At 61.9% G+C, this 17,404-nt stretch carries 16 protein-coding genes; 8 read left to right on the forward strand and 8 right to left on the reverse strand.

All coding sequences use genetic code 11. The features are described 5' to 3' along the window. Both VNX23_RS03530 and VNX23_RS03535 read left to right on the forward strand, forming a co-directional pair. The coding region (locus VNX23_RS03530; RefSeq protein ID WP_325627793.1) for a MarR family winged helix-turn-helix transcriptional regulator at positions 1 to 370 on the forward strand (370 nt) is incomplete at its 5' end. After that, a complete protein-coding gene (locus tag VNX23_RS03535; RefSeq protein WP_325627794.1) occupies positions 370 to 1,557 on the forward strand; it encodes a 3-hydroxybenzoate 6-monooxygenase in 1,188 nt (395 codons plus the stop codon). The genes VNX23_RS03530 and VNX23_RS03535, both read left to right, overlap by 1 nt. Positions 1,558 to 1,825: 268 nt before the next feature. Here the strand turns inward: VNX23_RS03535 and VNX23_RS03540 are convergent, their stop codons facing one another. The 7 genes from VNX23_RS03540 to VNX23_RS03570 all read right to left on the reverse strand — a co-directional run bounded on the left by VNX23_RS03540 (position 1,826) and on the right by VNX23_RS03570 (position 10,046). Further along, positions 1,826 to 3,448 carry a benzoate-CoA ligase family protein gene (locus VNX23_RS03540; protein ID WP_325627808.1) on the reverse strand — a complete coding sequence of 541 codons (1,623 nt, stop codon included), beginning with the start codon at positions 3,446 to 3,448 and terminating at the stop codon, positions 1,826 to 1,828. Further along, positions 3,448 to 4,575, reverse strand: coding sequence for an FAD-dependent monooxygenase (locus VNX23_RS03545; RefSeq protein WP_325627795.1), 1,128 nt, complete (start codon positions 4,573 to 4,575; stop codon positions 3,448 to 3,450). Before VNX23_RS03545 ends, VNX23_RS03540 begins: the two co-directional genes overlap by 1 nt. Before the next feature lie 192 nt (positions 4,576 to 4,767). Further along, entirely contained in the window at positions 4,768 to 6,426 is a 1,659-nt protein-coding gene (locus VNX23_RS03550) for a methyl-accepting chemotaxis protein (RefSeq protein ID WP_325627796.1), read from the reverse strand. A gap of 29 nt (positions 6,427 to 6,455) precedes the next feature. Further along, positions 6,456 to 6,773, reverse strand: coding sequence for a plastocyanin/azurin family copper-binding protein (locus tag VNX23_RS03555; protein ID WP_325627797.1), 318 nt, complete (start codon positions 6,771 to 6,773; stop codon positions 6,456 to 6,458). A 30-nt stretch (positions 6,774 to 6,803) separates the two neighbouring features. Then, on the reverse strand, positions 6,804 to 7,889 hold the full coding sequence (locus VNX23_RS03560; protein WP_325627798.1) for a cytochrome-c peroxidase: 1,086 nt from the start codon (positions 7,887 to 7,889) through the stop codon (positions 6,804 to 6,806). Positions 7,890 to 8,163: 274 nt separating this feature from the next. Beyond that, positions 8,164 to 8,979, reverse strand: a complete 816-nt coding sequence (locus VNX23_RS03565) for a cysteine rich repeat-containing protein (protein WP_325627799.1) — start codon at positions 8,977 to 8,979, stop codon at positions 8,164 to 8,166. 65 nt (positions 8,980 to 9,044) lie between these two features. Continuing rightward, positions 9,045 to 10,046, reverse strand: coding sequence for an NADP-dependent oxidoreductase (locus VNX23_RS03570; protein ID WP_325627800.1), 1,002 nt, complete (start codon positions 10,044 to 10,046; stop codon positions 9,045 to 9,047). A gap of 240 nt (positions 10,047 to 10,286) precedes the next feature. On the opposite strand from VNX23_RS03570, the gene VNX23_RS03575 reads away from it, so the two are divergent. Both VNX23_RS03575 and VNX23_RS03580 read left to right on the forward strand, forming a co-directional pair. Continuing rightward, positions 10,287 to 11,582, forward strand: a complete 1,296-nt coding sequence (locus VNX23_RS03575) for a dicarboxylate/amino acid:cation symporter (protein ID WP_325627801.1) — start codon at positions 10,287 to 10,289, stop codon at positions 11,580 to 11,582. A gap of 12 nt (positions 11,583 to 11,594) precedes the next feature. Then, positions 11,595 to 12,518 (forward strand): amino acid ABC transporter substrate-binding protein, encoded by a 924-nt coding sequence (locus VNX23_RS03580; RefSeq protein WP_325627802.1) that lies wholly within the window; start codon positions 11,595 to 11,597, stop codon positions 12,516 to 12,518. A 174-nt stretch (positions 12,519 to 12,692) separates the two neighbouring features. On the opposite strand, the gene VNX23_RS03585 is transcribed toward VNX23_RS03580, so the two are convergent. Continuing rightward, the gene (locus tag VNX23_RS03585; protein ID WP_325627803.1) at positions 12,693 to 12,953 is read right to left on the reverse strand and encodes a hypothetical protein; all 261 of its coding nucleotides are present in this window, start codon (positions 12,951 to 12,953) and stop codon (positions 12,693 to 12,695) included. Positions 12,954 to 13,162: 209 nt separating this feature from the next. Here VNX23_RS03585 and VNX23_RS03590 point away from each other — a divergent pair, with 209 nt between their 5' ends. The 4 genes from VNX23_RS03590 (at position 13,163) to VNX23_RS03605 (ending at position 17,066) form a co-directional block, all read left to right on the forward strand. Then, positions 13,163 to 14,326 carry an integrase family protein gene (locus VNX23_RS03590; protein WP_325627804.1) on the forward strand — a complete coding sequence of 388 codons (1,164 nt, stop codon included), beginning with the start codon at positions 13,163 to 13,165 and terminating at the stop codon, positions 14,324 to 14,326. Between the two features lie 564 nt (positions 14,327 to 14,890). Next, the gene (locus VNX23_RS03595) at positions 14,891 to 15,871 is read left to right on the forward strand and encodes a LysR family transcriptional regulator (RefSeq protein ID WP_325627805.1); all 981 of its coding nucleotides are present in this window, start codon (positions 14,891 to 14,893) and stop codon (positions 15,869 to 15,871) included. 550 nt (positions 15,872 to 16,421) lie between these two features. Then, a complete protein-coding gene (locus VNX23_RS03600; RefSeq protein WP_325627806.1) occupies positions 16,422 to 16,667 on the forward strand; it encodes a hypothetical protein in 246 nt (81 codons plus the stop codon). Between the two features lie 171 nt (positions 16,668 to 16,838). Then, complete coding sequence (locus VNX23_RS03605; RefSeq protein ID WP_325627807.1) at positions 16,839 to 17,066, forward strand: hypothetical protein; 228 nt, start codon at positions 16,839 to 16,841, stop codon at positions 17,064 to 17,066. The last annotated feature ends 338 nt before the right edge of the window (positions 17,067 to 17,404 follow it).

Raw genomic sequence — 17,404 nt, forward strand, 5'->3', positions numbered from 1 at the left:
CGCGCTGGTCGCGATCCAAACCCATCCCGGCATCGATGCCACCCGGCTTTCCGCCGTGATCGCTTTCGACCGCTCGACACTCGGCAACGTGATCGAGCGGCTGGAGGCCAAGCAACGCATCGAGCGCAAGCCTTCGGGCGAGGACAAGCGGATCAAGCTGCTATACCTGACCAGGGCCGGCGCGGCGCTGCTGCGCGACATCATGCCGGCGGTCGATCGGGCGCAAGCGCGGATGCTGCAGCCGCTCAAGCCCGCCGACCGCAGGACGCTGCAGGCGCTGCTCACGCAGCTGGTCGACCTCAACAACGAGGCGTCGCGGGTGCCGCTGCGCGCCGAAGACGCGCTCGAACATCTCGGGAAATCAGGCTGATGGCAGGCGCACGGCCGGTGCTGATCGCGGGCGGCGGCATCGGCGGCCTCGCCACGGCACTTGGGCTCGCGCAAAAGGGCATTGCCTCGATCCTGCTGGAAAAGGCTTCCGCGCTCGGCGAGATCGGCGCCGGCATTCAGCTCGGGCCCAACGCCTTTCACGCCTTCGACTATCTCGGCGTCGGCGAGGCCGCGCGGAGCATGGCCGTCTATATCGACCAGCTCCGGCTGATGGATGCGCTGACCGCCGAGGAGATCACCCATGTCGACCTGCGCGACGCCTTCCGCTCGCGCTTCGGTAACCCTTACGGCGTCGTGCATCGCGGCGATCTGCACGGCGTGTTCCTGAAAGCCTGCCGGGACCATGAACTGATCGAGCTGCGGGTCAGCAGCGAAGTGACGGGCTACGATCAGGACGGCTCCTCGGTGACGGCGCATCTGGCTTCCGGCGATGATGTCGCCGGCCGGCTGCTGATCGGCGCCGACGGACTGTGGTCGAACATCCGCAAACAAGTCACCGCCGACGGGCCGCCGCTTGTATCCGGCCACACCACCTACCGTTCGGTAATCCCGACCGAGGAGATGCCGGAGGATTTGCGCTGGAACGCGGCAACCCTGTGGGCCGGTCCGAAATGCCACATCGTGCATTACCCGCTGTCGGGCTGGAAGGTGTTCAACCTCGTCGTCACCTATCACAACGACGCGCCGGAGCCGGTCGCAGGCCAACCGGTGTCGGACGAGGAGGTGATGCAGGGGTTTCGCCACATTCACGCGCGGGCGCAGGCGATCATCCGCCACGGCAGGAACTGGCGGCTCTGGGTGTTGTGCGACCGCGACCCGGTCGAGCGCTGGATCGACGGCCGCGTCGCGCTGCTTGGCGACGCCGCGCACCCGATGCTGCAATATTTCGCGCAAGGCGCCTGCCAGGCGATGGAAGACGCGGTCTGCCTGTCGCATATGCTGGGCAGCCATCCCGGCGATCACGCGACCGCGCTGGAAAAATATTGCCAGCAGCGTTTTCCGCGCACCGCTCGCGTGCAATTGCTCTCGCGCGCGATCGGCGAGCACATCTATCATCCCGCCGGCGAACACGCCCGCCTTCGCAACGCCATCATGAGCGCAAAATCGTCGGAGGACTGGTACAAGGATCTTGCCTGGCTCTACGGCGGAACGGGACTGGGAAGTTAAAGCGACGGATTTCCTTTGTCGTCGTCCCGGACAAGCGAGTGAAACGAGCGCGATCCGGGACCCATAATCACCGCCCTATGTGTTGTGTAAAAGTCGTATGCCTCATTGCTTTAACGAGAAGCCGTGGCGAAGGCCCGTCGGCACGGTGGCTCCAACTAATATTCTACTAGGTCGTTCTAGCGGACCCTGGGTCGGCGCATTATTTATCTTTTTCTGCAACACCCGCCGCAGAGTATGAGTCCCCGCGTTCGCGGGGACGACGCACAGGTTACATCCGCATCACGGCCTGCCGATCGATCTTGCCGGTGCCGGTCTTCGGAAGTTCGTCGATGAACCTGATCTCGCGCGGGTATTTGTAAGGCAACAGCCTTGCCTTGACGAAATCCTGCAACCTTCTGGTCGCCTCGGCCTGATCGAAGGCGCGCTCGTTCATCACGACGACGGCTTTCAGCGTCATCCGCCGATCGGGCAGTTCGGCGGCGAACACAGCGCATTCGCGCACCTCGGGGTGTTCGGCAAGGCAAAGCTCGACTTCGAGCGGATAAACCCATTGGCCGGATATTTTCACGAGATCGTCGGCGCGGCCGCGGAAGAAATAGAAACCGTCGCTGTCGCGCACGAAGCGGTCGCCGGTGTAGATCCAACCGCCCTCGCGGATCGTCTCGGCGGATTTGTCCGGCCGGTTCCAATAAAGTGGCGCACTGGAATCGCCGCGCACCCACAATATGCCTTCCTCGTTGTCGGCCACCTCGCGGCCATTGCTGTCCTTCAGCGCGATTTCATAGCCGGGGACGCGAAGGCCTGCGGCGCCGAGCTTCTTTTTCTCCGGGCGATTGCTGAGATAGATGTGCAGCACTTCGGTCGAGCCGAGCCCTTCGACGATCTCGAGGCCGGTCAGTTTCTTCCAGCCATTGGAGACTTCAGTGGAGAGCACTTCGGCCGCGGACAGCGCCATGCGCAGCGAGGAAAAATCGCGGCCCCGCGCCTCTTCGGCCTTGGCGAGCGAGGTGTAAAGCGTCGGCAGGCCGAAGAACAGGCTCGGCCGATATCGCTCGATCGCATCGAAAATCGCCTGAGGCCTCGGTTGGCCCGGCAGCAGCAACGCCGCAGCGCCCGCCGAGAACGGAAAGGTGACGGAGTTGCCGAACCCATAGGCGAAGAACATTTTCGGCACTGAAAAGCAGATATCGTCGGGCTTGAGCTTCAGCACGTTCTGCGCAAAGGCGGCGTCGCTATAGGCCATGTCGTGCTGGAGATGAACGATGCCCTTGGACCGGCCGGTCGAGCCCGAGGAATACATCCAGAACGCCATTTCGTTGCGATGGGTGGGTGCTTCCAAAAGATCGGCCGGAAAATGCGGCAGCCAGCGCGAAGCGATCAAGGTATTCGGCACGGCGTGGTTCGATGCCTCGCCATTGACCACGATCAGCGTGCGCAAGGACGTGTCCTTGCACGCGTCCGCCTCGAAGCGCGGGCAAAATTCGGCGTCAGCCACGGCAACGGTCGCGCCGGAATCGGAAAGGTAGAATTGGAGGAGATCGGGCGGTGTCAGTGTGTTGATCAGGAGCGGCACGAACCCGGCGCGCACCGCGCCGAAGAACGCCGCCGGATAGGCCGGCGTGTCGTCGAGAAACATGAGGATACGGTCGCCGCGACTTAGGCCCAGCGACGCAAAGCCATTACCCCAGCGCGAGGCCTCAGTACAAAGCTGGGAATAGCTGCGCGCACCCAAAGGGCCGGTCAGGGCCAGCCGGCCACCGTGGCCCTTGTCGAGATTGTCAAAAAGGATGCGACTTGCATTGTAGGTAACAGGACATGCAAATCCGATTTCGCGCGCGCCCGCGCTTTGCGGCGGAACGGGATCGGCGATCGCGAGCGACTTTGGCGACATCATGCTTGGCTCCGTTTGCCGTAGCGCGCCATGAAGGCCGGCGACATCGCGCGCAGGCGCGCCTCGTCGATCCGCCCCGAACGGGTGATGTAGCTATAGGCGAAATCTATCAGGTCGAGCTTCATGTGCTCGGGAAATCTTGCGTACCACTCCGCACTCGCGCGCGCCGCGGACACCAGCTTCTTCACGATCGGCTGGCGCTCGTGCTGGTAACGGGCAAAGGCTGCCTCCAAATCGCGCTCTGCTTCGAGTGCCCTGGTGAGCGCGATCGCGTCTTCGATCGCAAGCCGCGTGCCCGACCCGATCGAGAAATGGGTGGAGTGCAGGGCGTCGCCGATCAGCACCATGTTCTTGAACGACCAGCGCTCGTTCCAGATCCATGGAGAATTGCGCCACACCGATTTGTTGGAGACCAGAGCGTGCCCCGCAAGCGTAGCGGCGAAAACCTGCTCGCAAATCGCTTTGGACTCTTCGACCGTCTTGTCGGCAAAACCGTAAGCCTGCCAGGTCGACAGATCGCATTCGACCAGGAACGTGCTCATATCGCGCGAGTATCGATAATGATGGGCATTGAAGCTGCCGAGCCGCGTTTTCACAAAGGTCTGTGACAGCGTCTCAAATCGCTTCGTGGTGCCGTACCAGGCGAATTTGTTGCTTGAATAGGACATGGAAGTGCCGAAATCGCCTTCGAAGGAGCGGCGCACCAGCGAATTCAAGCCGTCGGCCGCGACGATCAGATCGTAGCCTGCCAATTGATCGAGCGAAGTGACCTGGGTGCCGTAACGCGGCAGGACGCCCGCGGAAGCGGCGCGCGCCTGCAGGATTCGGAGCAGATCCAGGCGGCCGATCGAGGAAAATCCCACGCCATCGATCTCGACATTCTCGCCGCGCAAATTGAGCGTGATGTTTCTCCAGCTCTCCATCCATGGCGTGATTGCTTCCACCGTGTCGGGATCATCGGCGGCCAGGAATTCCAGCGCCTGCTCGGAGAACACCACGCCGAAGCCCCAGGTGGCGCCGGCGGGGTTCTGTTCGAACAGATCGACTTGCGCGTCGCCGTGGCGCTTCTTCCAGAGATAGCTGAAATAGAGGCCGCCGGGGCCGGCGCCGATGACGGCGATCCGCACGATGATCCTCCCAGAGCGATCGACAGTATACTGACGAATTCTCGCCACAGTAATGCGGAGAGGGCGAGCGCGCCAGAGAAATATATTCCGAGTTGGCCTGTTGTGATGCCGCAGGCGATCTCACTCTCCTGGAGAGCCGTGTGCATGCAAGCTGTCGGCTGGCGGCGGTGGGCCGCTACCCGAAAAGCCGCGTCAGGCCGCGGCGTTTGCCAGGAAATGATCGACGGAGGAGCGCAATTCGGCAGCCTGGCTCGATAGTTCCTGCGCCGTGGCAAGAACGAGATCGGCCGAGCGGTGGGTGTTGTCGCTCGCCGCGGCAGTCCCGGCGATGCTTTGAGCGACACTCGCCGTTCCGGCGGCGGCGTGGCGGATATTTTCCGATATTTCGAGCGCCGCGGTATTCTGCTGGCTCATGGCCTGTGCAATCGATGCGGTGAAGCTGTCGATGTCGGCCATGACAGCGGCAATGGCACCGACATTGTCGACGGCGCGCTTGGTGGCGAGTTGCACCTCGGCAATTTGCGACGAGATTTCCTCGGTGGCCTTTGCGGTCTGGATCGCGAGCGCTTTTACCTCCGATGCGACCACCGCAAAGCCACGTCCGGCTTCGCCGGCGCGCGCTGCCTCGATGGTGGCATTGAGCGCCAGGAGGTTGGTTTGACCCGCGATGGTGCGGATGAACCCCACGACTTCGTCGATGTGCTGGGCAGCGCTGGCGAGCGCCCCGATGGTCTCGTTGGCTTCCGTGGCCATCACGGAAGCGCGCTGCACGACGCCGGTGGCGTCCTGAAGTTGCGCGGTGATGGTCTGCACGGATTCGCCGAGGTGGTTCGCCGCTGCTGCCACCGTCTGGACGTTGCCGGAGGTCTCGTCGGCGGCCGACGCCATCTGGCTCGATTGCTGGCCCGCCGAGTGCGCGATCGACGACAGCGTGCGCGCGGTCTCGGTGAGCTTGCCTGTCATCGCATCCGTGTTGGCCAGGGCAGACTGGATGGCCGAGCGGAATGCCGCCACTTCGGCCTCGATGCGTTGTCGCCGACTGATCTGCTCCGAATTCATCTGGTCCTTGGCGGAAATCAGCGCGACGCTCTCCTCGGCGCGGACCTTCAGATTGCCCTGCATGACAGCGAGAGATTTCAGAAGGCGGCCGAGTTCGTCGCTCCGGCGCACGACAATCTGGTCGGCAAAATTGCCGGCCGCGACGCGCTCGGCGACTTTCATCGCGGCAAAAATCGCCCGGCTCAAGGAGTAGGCGAAGGCGAGTGCAAGCAAAAGACCAACCAATGCCGTGCCGATCGTCAGCTTGATCATGGTGCCGCGTTCGATCGCCACAGCTGCTTCCGCTTCGCTGCGAAAGCCGAAGCCGTAGGCCGCGACAACTTCCACCAGGTCGTCAAGCGCGATTGCGGCTTCGTCAGCTTTCTGAACCACGGCAAAGGCCGCCGGCAACTCGGTGAGCCCGCCGGCTGGCGGCTTGATTAACTTCAGTTCGGCTTCCGACCAGCCGCGAAAGGCTTTTTCCGCCTGGTCGAGTGCGGTTGCCGCGTCCTTGCTGTCGACGCGCTCGCGGACGACTTTAAGGTCGTCCGAAATGCCCATGATCAGTTTCTCGAGCTTGGCCAGCCTGTCCTTCGTTGCACCCTCGTTGATGCTCCTGTGCATGAGGAGGCGCGCCTCATTCATTCCTGCCTGCGCCGAGCGCGCATAATTGATGCCCATCAAGGGCCCGTCATAGAGCCGGACGACCAGGTTGCCCGAAGAGGAGATGCCGCGGATGCCGTAGAAGGCGAGCCCGCAGGTGAAGCCGATGACAATGCAAAATATCCCGAAAAGCTTGTAACGGATCGACATCAGCCCCTCTCCCGGCGGCAGCACGGAATCTATTCGGAAACCGTCACCGTCATCTTCATCCGCGGATGGATCGCGCAGATCACCTGCACTTCGCCCCCTTCCTTGAAGGTCACATCCGTCGATGCGCCGGGCGGCTGGGATCCAAGATTGAATTCATTGCCCTGACTGGTCGACATGATGTTGTGCGGAACGCTGTCGTCATTGAGGAAGGTCACCGTTCCTCCCTTTTTGATGGTGATGCTCTCGGACGAGAACGTGCGGCCCTTCTGTGTAATCGTCAGGTTGGCGGCGAGTGCCCCAACCGAAAGGCCCATGCACATGGCGAAGGTGAGGGTAGGCAGGCGCATCGGATTTTCCTTCGGTTCGAATTGATCGGTTTAGCGGGGGAGAACCGGCACGGCGGTGGGGGCGAGGTCGCTGGTGAGCGTTTTCATGAAGGCGACCAGATCGGACTTTTCCTGCGGCGTGAGGCCGAGCGGCTTCATCAGGTCGGAGCGGCTCGGCCGCTCTACGCCGCCTCTGTCGTAATGATCGACCACCTGTTCGAGTGTCGCGAGCGAACCGTCGTGCATGTAAGGGCTGCGGTGGGTGATTTCCCGCAGACCCGGCGTCTTGAATGCGTGCTGCATCTTGACGACGCCGGGCACGAACTTGCCGCGGCCGACATCGTCGCTCGGCAGGCCGATGTCCTGGAAGCCGTCATTGGTGAAGTTCCAGCCCTCGTGGCACGACGAGCACTGGGCCTTGGTGTTGAAGAGCGCAAATCCGCGCTTGGCTTCCTCGGAGATGGCTTGCTCGTTCCCGTCGATCCAGTCATCGAAGGGTGCGCGCTGCGAGACGACCGTCCGCTCATAGGTCGCGATCGCCTTGGCGAGTGTCTTGGGGCTCATCGTCTCGCCTGGAAAGGCGGCAGCGAAAAGCGGCTTGTATTCCGGAATGGTGCCGAGCCGCTGCATGAGCTGTTCGACCGGCATGTTCATTTCGCCTGGGGATTGAATCGGACCGAGCGCCTGCTCCTCAAGGTTGGCGAGCCGGCCGTCCCACATGAAAATGGCTCCCCAGGCCGCGTTGACGATAGTCGGCGAGTGCCGGCCCAGTTGCGCCATCCCGAAGCCGACGCCGACCGGCAAGCCGTCGGCCCAGCCGAAGGCCGGGCTGTGACAGCTCGCGCAGGACTGCGCCGAGGACACCGAGATACGCGTGTCGAAGTAGAGCTTCTTGCCGAGCGCCAGCTTCTCCGGCGTGTAGGGATTGTCCTTGGGGAAGGGGATCGACGCGGGGCGGCGGTACTGCGCCTTCATGCCGTCGAGGCCGGCAACCGCCTTCTGCTCGACGGTCAGGTAGCGCGTTTCGCCGACGGTGGCGGAGCCGAAGCTCGTGCCTGCAAAACCAATCAGCCCGAGCGCCGTTGCTGCAACGGCCGATCCGAAGATGGCTGAGTGACCGAAACTGGGCCGAAGCATGCTGGCATCCTTCAAGGCGGAGAACCCGGGTCACCGGACCAGAGCCACAAAGTGCGAGATCGGATTTCTCGCCCACGACAGCTGCTACGATAATACCGATAAGTTAATGAAAATCATCCACAGGGTGATCCAAGGTCTTCTACAACTTTGAACTGCAAGGTGGCCTGATCCAGTCTCCTCCAGGTTGCGGAAGGCGCCTGTCGGTTGAGCCTTCCGCTCAATCGTTTCCCCGTGATCCATGCCCCGCGCGAGCGGGGCCGTTCGGCCCACGCGCTCATTGCGCAGCGAACCGGGACAGCACGCCGCGGCACTGCGGCGAGAGCGATTCCGCCCGCACGGCGAGGCACTGAATGATCCGGCCGCCGCCGGGTGCGACGCCGCCGCAAAGGGCGCGAACGTCGGCGCCGCAAGCAGAGCGCAAGACGAACAGTTCCTCGCGCGGCAACATCGGCCGCAATACCAGCGCCGGCGCGGCAGCCGGAGCGGCCGCGGCGGGCGCGCCCGCAACTGCCGGCGCTGCGGCAGCGCCGGTCGCAGCAGCAACCGCCTTCTGGCAGTTGGCCGACAGCTTCGTCATGTTGTTCTCCAGGCACTGCAATGCGGGCGCGCCGCCGGTTGGCACGCCGGCGCAGACGTTTGGATAGTCGGCGCGGCAGGCGGCACGGATCGCGCTGACCTGGGCGCTGCTCGGCTGCTTGACACTTGATGCCGCCTTCGGCGGCGCTGTTGCGGGTTCCGCGGCTGGCTTGCCGGGCTCTGCCTTTGCCGCAGTGTCCGGTGCTGCCTCCGGCTTCGCGGGTGCTGCGGCTGCAGCCGGCTCGCTCTTCGATTCAGAAGGAGCTTCCACCGCGCGCACGGCGCTTTGACAAGGCGGCGAAAGGCTCGACAGGTTTTTCTGCAGGCATTGCAATGACGCCGCTCCGCCCGGCGGGATGCTGGCGCAATGGGCTTCATAGTCGGAGCGGCATTGGGCGCGGATCGCGCTACGTTGCGCATCCGTCGGCGCCTGAGAGAAGGCGGGAGTGGTGATCAAGAATGTCGCGGCTATCGCCGCAAAAAATAGGGCCGCAGGCGTCGATGTGCTGACCATCGGAGCGATCCTTATCTGTTTTGCCGGAAGCGGCTGGCTTCGGGCGAAATGAAATCTGAAATGCTCTAGACCTTGACCATCCGCTTGCCGCGGTTTTCGCCGGCGAGCAGTCCGATCAGCGCCTGCGGGGTGTTCTGCAGCCCCTCGATGACGTCCTCCTGGACCTTGAGCTTGCCGGAGCCGACCCATGATTGCAGGTCGCGCAAGGCTTCGTTGCGGCGCTCCATGTAGTCCATCACGATGAAGCCTTGCATGGTAAGCCGCTTGACCACGATCAGGCCGGGAACTCCCCGCGGCCCCGCGGCTGACGGTACGCCGTCATATTGCGAGATAGCACCGCAGCAGGCGATGCGGCCGTGGTTGTTCATCTGCGCCAGGCAGGCTTCGAGGATGTCGCCGCCGACATTGTCGAAATAGACGTCGACGCCGTCGGGTGCCGCCGCCTTGAGCGCCTTGAAGACCGCGCCGTCCTTGTAGTCGACCGCGGCATCGAAGCCGAGCTCGGAGGTGAGCCAGCCGCACTTGTCCTTGCCGCCGGCGATACCGACGACGCGGCAGCCCTTGATCCCGGCGATCTGGCCGACGATCGAACCGACCGAGCCGGCAGCGGCAGAGACCACCACGGTCTCACCGGCCTTCGCCTTGCCGACGTCGAGCAGGCCGAAATAGGCGGTGAGGCCGGCAATGCCATACACGCTGAGCAAATGGGTCATCGGCTCGACCTTCGGCAGTTTGGTCAAATGCCTGGCCGGAACCGCAGCGTAGTCCTGCCAGCCGGTATCGCCGAATACGAGGTCGCCCGGTGCAAGGCCCGGTGCTCTGGACGACACGACTTCGGCAATGCCGCCGCCGGCCATCACGGTATTGGCCTCTACCGCCGCACGATAGGTCGCGCCGTGCATCCACGCCCGGTTGGCCGCATCGAGCGATATGTAGCGCACGCGCAGCAAGGCCTCGCCGTCGCGCGGTTCCGGAATGGCGCTCTCGGTCATTTTGAAATGCTGGGGTGCAAGCTTTCCGGTCGGCTTTTCCACCAGCAGGATCTGGCGATTGACACCATCTTTCATGGCTTCCTCCCGTCGAATGGCTGTTCTTGACGCAGTGTCGCGCATGAAACGCGCAAGCAGCCGCGTCGTGCATTTGTGCGATGCATATGAGGCTAATTGGCGGGAGCGCATTCGACAACGTGAACATTTTGGCACAAGGCGCTTTCCGTCGGGCGCGCCGGTACTTGCCGTTGAACCTTGTTGCGTCGGCCTTGAAATCTGCCAAACTCGAACGTGCCGGAAACCGACAGGGGTCGCACGATGTCGAACAGGTTTACGCAGTACATTCTGATCGCGATGGTGCTTGGCATCGTGATGGGTACGCTCATCTTCAACTATCTGCCGGACATCCGGACCGACATCGCCTCGAGCGTCAACCTGATCGCAGTGATATTCCTGCGCCTGATCAAGATGATCATCGCGCCACTGGTGTTCGCCACGCTTGTCGGCGGCATCGCCCATATGGGAACCGGGTCCAAGCTGGGACGGATCTTCGCCAAGACCATGGGCTGGTTCATCAGCGCCTCATTTGTCTCGCTGCTGCTCGGCCTGGTGATGGTGAATCTGCTGCAGCCCGGCGACAATTTCCCGGGCACCCTGCCGGACAAGGCGCAATCGACCGGGCTGCCGGTGTCGGCATTCTCGATCGAGAAATTCCTGACTCACCTGATTCCGACCTCGATTGCGGACGCGATGGCGCAGAACGAGATCCTGCAGATCGTGGTGTTCGCAGTGTTCTTCTCGGTGGCGATGGGTGCGCTGCCGGAGCGTTCGAAGCAGATATTGTCGCTGATCGACGACCTCGGCCACATCATGCTGAAGGTGACCGGCTACGTGATGCTGTTTGCGCCGATCGCTGTTTGGGCCGCCATCACCGCCACCGTGGCGAAGAACGGTCTTCTCGTGTTGTGGAAGCTCATCGTCTTCATGGGCGGTTTCTATCTCTCGCTCCTGATCCTGTGGGCCATCCTCGTCGTGGTCGGCTTCGTTGTCATCGGACCGAGGTACAGCCACCTGCTGCGGTTGATCCGCGAGCCGCTGATGATCGCGTTCTCGACCGCGAGTTCGGAAGCCGCCTATCCCAAAACGCTGGAAGGCCTCAATCGTTTCGGCGCCTCGTCGCGGATTTCGAGCTTCGTGCTGCCGCTCGGCTATTCGTTCAACCTCGACGGCACGATGATGTACTGCACCTTTGCCAGTATCTTCATCGCGCAGACCTACAGGATCGACATGTCGCTCGGCACCCAACTTGCGATGCTGGCGACGCTGATGATCACCTCGAAGGGAGTGGCGGGCGTTCCGCGCGCCTCGCTTGTCGTGATCGCCTCGACGCTCAGCCAGTTCGGCATTCCCGAGGCGGGCCTCTTGATGATCATGGGCATCGACACCTTCCTCGACATGGGCCGCAGCGCCACCAACGTGATCGGCAATTCGCTCGCGACCGCCGTGGTGGCAAAGTGGGAAGGCGAACTCGCGCCCGAACACGCGCTCGGTCCCGACGACGTGGTGCCGCCGGACATGATCCCCGGCGAAATCCCTGCGATGGCCGGCCACTGACGGGAGCATTGCATGCGCCACACGCTGCTTGGATCGATCGGGATCGGTGGCCTCCTGGTCGGCTGCCTGCTGGTTTCGGCAGTTTATGCCCAGAGCGGCGGCGAGGGGCTGAGCCCGACGCTTGCCGGCATCAAGAACAGGCATGTCGTGCATCTCGGCTATCGCGAGAGCTCACCGCCGTTCTCCTTCCTCGACCAGGCCAACCGGCCGATCGGCTACAGCCTGGAACTTTGCGAGGCGATCGTCGATGAGATCGGCGTCGAAGTCGACGATCCCGATCTTAGAATCGAATACGTCAAGGTCACTTCCGACGATCGCATTGCGGCAGTGGTGCAGGGCAAGATCGACCTCGAGTGCGGATCAACCACGGCCAATGCCGAACGCGCCAGGCAGGTAGCCTTTTCGCCCCTGATATTCGTGGCGGGCACCAAGCTGATGGTGCCGAAGGACGCGACCTACTCGGCCCCGAAGGACCTGCAAGGCAAGACCATCGTGGTCACCAAGGGCACGACGAATGAGCAGGCCATGCATGCTGTCGACAAGAAATTCGCGCTCGGCCTCAACATCATCACGGCGCCCGACCACGAGCAGTCCTATCAGACCCTGGTCGAAGGCAAGGCGGATGCGTTCGCGACCGACGATATTCTCCTCTACGGTCTGATCGCCCGGCACAAGTCGCAGGACCGGTTTCGCGTCACCGGGGATTATTTGTCCTACGATCCCTACGGCATCATGTTCCGCAAGGGCGAGCCGCAGCTGAGCGCGGTGGTGGAACGAACTTTCCGCAAGCTCGGATCGAACCACGACTTGATCCCGCTTTACAACAAGTGGTTCGTCTCGCGTCTGCCGACCGGCGAAAGGCTCAATGTTGCGATCTCCCCGCAACTCGAGGATGCCTTCAAGGCGCTCGATGACACCGAGGGCGTGAGCAACTGACCTATTCACTGGCTTTTGGGCTTCATCCTTCGAGACGCGCATGCGCGCTCCTCTGGATGAGGAAGGTCTATCCCGTCATGGTGAGGAGCGTATTTCGCGCGTCTCGAACCATGAGGCTACCAGAACGGCAGGGTGACCAATTCACTCAACTACCGAGGTTTGCCCGGGGCGACTTCACGGCTTGATGTGCAGCGCGGCTTTGGTCGCGTTGAGGGCGTTGTTGAAGGCCGTTTTGGTTTGGCCGGCGATCGTATGGGCCTCGAAGGTGGGACCGGCGACAAAGCCGGTGCTGGGCTTGATTCCGACCGCTGCTTCGACCTTGGCAAGGGCGTTCGCAAAGCCGGTTTTGGCCACGCCCGCGGCCCTGTTCAGATCGGCCGTTTGCCTTGCGATGAAGGCTGTGGCCGTCGATGTCACGGATGAGATGTCGGTCATGCGCTGTTCCCCTGGCAGAGAAAGCATCGACCGTTCATGGTTAACAAGGCGTTAATTCCTGACCTTGACCAAGCCGCCGGAAACCCTGTAATGATGCCCATAAGCCTTTGATATGGCTAGTGTTTTGTATTCAGTCTTATTCGGCTTTATTCGGTTACATTCTCTTTTGGCGTTAGTCCGGCGTTAGTCGGAATCGATGGGGGGTTGAGATGCCACGACCGCGACAAGACGGCACGCGAGCGCGCCCGGTCAACCGACGCAAGTTGACCGACCTGTTCGTGCAGTCGAGGAAGACGATCAGTCGCGAGATGATCTGGGACGAACGATGTCCGGGGCTCGCGTTATCGGTTCGACCGACAGGCAAGAAGGCGTGGAAGGTAGTCTATCGATACCAGCGACGACCGCGATGGCTTCACCTCGGCGACGCGCGCGTGATCGGGCTGGCCGACGCGAGACGATTGGCAGCGCGCGTGATGCTCGACGTCGCCGAAGGCAAAGACCCCGTTGCCGAGCGAAGGGCGGAAAGAGACAGCGGCACCTTCGCCGAGTTGGCTGCCCAGTACATCGAACTCTACAGCAAGAAACATAACAAGAGTTGGAAGCAGGCCGAGAAGCTGGTCGCGCGTTATCTCCTTCCGAAATGGGGGAAGATGAAGGCCAGCGCCATCACGCGGACGGATGTCCGCGCCGCGATGATACGGATCGAAGCGCCGATCGTCGCGAACCAGGTTCTCGCGTCGGCGTCGGCGATCTTCACATGGGCGACGAAGCAGGAGATCATCGCCGTCAACCCTTGCAACGGGGTCGACAGGAACCCGACCAGCGATCGCGAGCGCGTGCTCTCCGACGCCGAGGTCGCGATGTTGTGGCCGAAGCTGAACCCTGCGTTGAAGCTGATCCTGCTAACAGGCCAGCGGCCCGGCGAGGTCGCTGCGATGAAGCGCGAACACATCGTCGACGGCTGGTGGCAGATGCTGGGCAAGCCTCAAGGTGACTGGCCGGGGACCAAGAACGGCAGGGATCACCGGGTCTGGCTGTCGGAGCCCGCGCTGGTTCTGATCGAGAACCATTTGAAGGAGAAGCGAACTGGCAAGGCGTCGGGCGGGTTCATGCGGAAGACCGTCGCCGAGCTCGGAATCGAGCGCGCCACCCCGCACGATCTGCGGCGAACCTGTCTGACGTCGATCACCCGGCTCGGCTTCGGCCGCGACGCGATGGACCGCATCGCCAATCACAGGACAAGCAGCGTGACGGACGTTTACGATCGCCACGGCTACGAGGCGGAGGACAAGAGGATCATTGCCGCCGTCGCCCGCCACGTCCTCTCCCTCGTCGAGGGGACCACGACCAGCAACGTAGTTGCGTTGAGGTGAGGCCCGGCCCGAGGTCCTCGATCAGGGGGTCTATCGCGATGCGCGGGTCACCCACGCGCCGCGGTGCTCTCGCATCGGTCCGTCACTCACGTTCGCTATTATTGCGGCGCCGAGCAGGAGTACCGAGACGGTCAACGCAACCAAGTCCCGCCACATGCCGCCCTCCCTGTTTGCCGCGCATAGTCGAGAACCAGCAACGCCTCGGCCGTATCGTCGGCAGTTGGCTCGTTATCACTACGGCTTGAAACCGCAGGTGATCACCTTCGGCGAAATGTGCGCATGCTGTGTCCGCGACGTGCTGATCTATTGCCGCGACATTACGATCGGGCCGACTACGCTCGTTTGCGACCCGGCGAGTTTTTCACCTTGAGCGCTTAGCCTTCAGGCTGGTCACTATTGCGAGAAGCTTTGACATCGGACACCTCCTTCGGACCGCTTGCCAATGGCGAAGGGGAACCCGGTTCCGCGCATCGCTGGTCTGCCATGCCGCCGACCTAACCATCTTGCATCGGAGGGATTAGTCAGCATCTAACTGAATGATTTTTGCGTCATAAGAGAAAATCGATGGACCTTCTCGGTACGCTGGGAATCCTGGTGCGGGTGGTGGAGACGGGCTCGTTTTCGGCCGTCGCCCGCGAGCGCAAACTCAGCATAGCCGCGGTCGCCCGTCAGGTGTCTCAGTTGGAAGACCGTTTTGGGGTTCGACTCTTTCACCGGACGACGCGAAAGCTCAGTCTGACCGACGATGGGCAGATACTACTCGGCCTGGCCCGACCCGTGCTGGACGGCGTCGAAGGAATCGAAGCCGCCCTCGGACAGCAGAGCACCTTGCCAGTCGGCCTGGTACGCGTGGGTGTCACAGTAACGACTAGCCGCTTCCTTTCGCTCCGTCTGCCGTCCTTGCTCATTGATCACCCTCGGCTGAAAGTCGAGCTTGTGGTCGGCGATCGGCTCAGCGACCTGATCGAAGACCGGCTCGACTTTGCCATGCGCATCGGTGAAATCAGCGATGCTTCACTGGTGGTGCGCAGAAGCGGGACCGCAATGCGCGTTGCCGTTGCTGCACCAAGCTACATCAAACGGCACGGCGAACCATCCAGCCCCGTCGAACTCGCGAACCATATTTGTATTGTGCATGACATTGGACCGGATTCGGACGTATGGACTTTTGTCACGCAGAAGGGTCCCGAAGGCTTCCGGGTGTCCGGTGGATTTCTCGCCAACGACGCGCGTGCGGTGCACCTGGCCGCTCGGACCGGATATGGCATCGCCTATCTCGGTTCGCTCGAAGTCTTCGATGACCTCCGCAGCGGCACGCTGGTTCGCGTATTGAGCGACTTTCCCGGTCCCGGCATTCAAATTAATCTGGTCTATCCGTCGCGGAGACATCTCGCGCCACGGACACGTCTTGTGATGGATTTTATCTGGGAGCAGGTTCGACAAATTCGGGCTGAGCTTGAAGCGGTACCGGATCAGAGCGCACCGGGTCAACACCGTGAACACCGTGCTGACGCGCAGTCGCTGTTCCTGCCTGAGAGTCTTTGATCGGGACAGCACTTCAGCGGTCGCTAGCCCCACTCCCCTTGTTGTCTCCGGCGGTGCGGTTCATAGATTTATGTCTTGCGGACACAAAAGGTCGGCTCATAGCTGCCCTCTTGTGTAACTGATTTCCTTTGCCTCCGTCCGCTTGCGAGTCAGTTGAACGTGTTTCTGCGGTCGAAGTCATCGGAGAAATTTCCGTGAGCGACGTCGCCGGCCCTGTCAAAGCCGTAGGATTCGTAAACTGATCCGTAGCCGAAATTTCGCGCGAGGCGGACCCCTCCTCCGGCTGCGCACTACCGCCGCCTGGCGCACCTTGTGCTCACGGGCGACGGCCGGAAAGGAAACCCCTCTCCACCACCCGCACCATCCGTCGATTTTCTCGAAACACGCAAAACTCATTCAAAGGAAGGCGGGATTATCTCACCGAGGCAAGAGGCGTACGTAGTGGCGATCGCATACCGGCGTCGCGCCTAAGCATTCACCGAGCCGCGCGGCGCCGTTGCGACGTCACCTGTAGGCGCTTTCGCGCTTACATCAAGGAACGGAGAGACAAATGACCAACGTGAAAACCCTCAGTGCTGTGATCATTCTCGCCACCGCCATTGCCACGCCGGTGTTCGCTAAAGAACACGGCCACGCTCTTGATCGGTATCGCGGAGCTTACAATCAGTTGGGCGGGCCCTCTTATGCCATCCCAGAAACGCGGGAACGCCGGAACATCGAGAACTTTGGCTTTAGTGGAAGCGACCGGTCATGGGTGGGCGGTGAAGACCCGTCGCTCCACCCCGCCGGAAACTAACTACAACAAACACGACATGGAACACATCTAAGGATGTGTTCCATGTGTCGCTTGGTTGGTGCCTGGCGGCGTGACTGAAATGCAAATCAGCGCGACGAATCGGCGGGTCTCTCGTGGACGCTGCCTTTCGCGCCGAAAGAGATGTCATCAGACAAATGACGGGAGACAACAATGCGAAAGACAATTACCACCGTACTAGCTGCTTCGCTAGTTGCTGCATTAACCGCGCAGACCGCGGTTGCCTCCGAACATCACCGCGCGCGAGCGAAGAGTCGTGCGGTGGCAACCGAGCAATTGCGGAACAGTAATGCCTATGCCGCACCCCGCGATATTGCAGTGCCGTCGTACTGGTCTGGCTTAGACGAAGGCGCGATGGCGTCGGGAATGGCTGGTCACTGACCTGTGATATATCGAAGAAAGAGCCGTTCAAATGGACCTTGGCCTAGGGCCCAACACGCGATGCAAATTGAAAAGACGGGGCCCTAACTTTGAATTTGGGACGTCGCGCCGTGCGCCCGATTTGAACTGCCGAGTCTCGGTAGCGGCGTTTGACGAGACAACAGTCTACATAAGCCGAAAAGGAAACCCGCGATGTCGCCTGAAGCCACACTCGACCCTTCCAAGGACCGCCCGTCTATATATAAGGCGCTCGCGCTCATTTTCCTGCCGGCTGCCGCATTGATGTCAGTGACTCCCTTTGCGCTTGCCCAGGATCAAACAAGGACGCGCCACGCCCC

This window comes from Bradyrhizobium sp. (assembly GCF_035570375.1).
Lineage (GTDB): Bacteria > Pseudomonadota > Alphaproteobacteria > Rhizobiales > Xanthobacteraceae > Bradyrhizobium.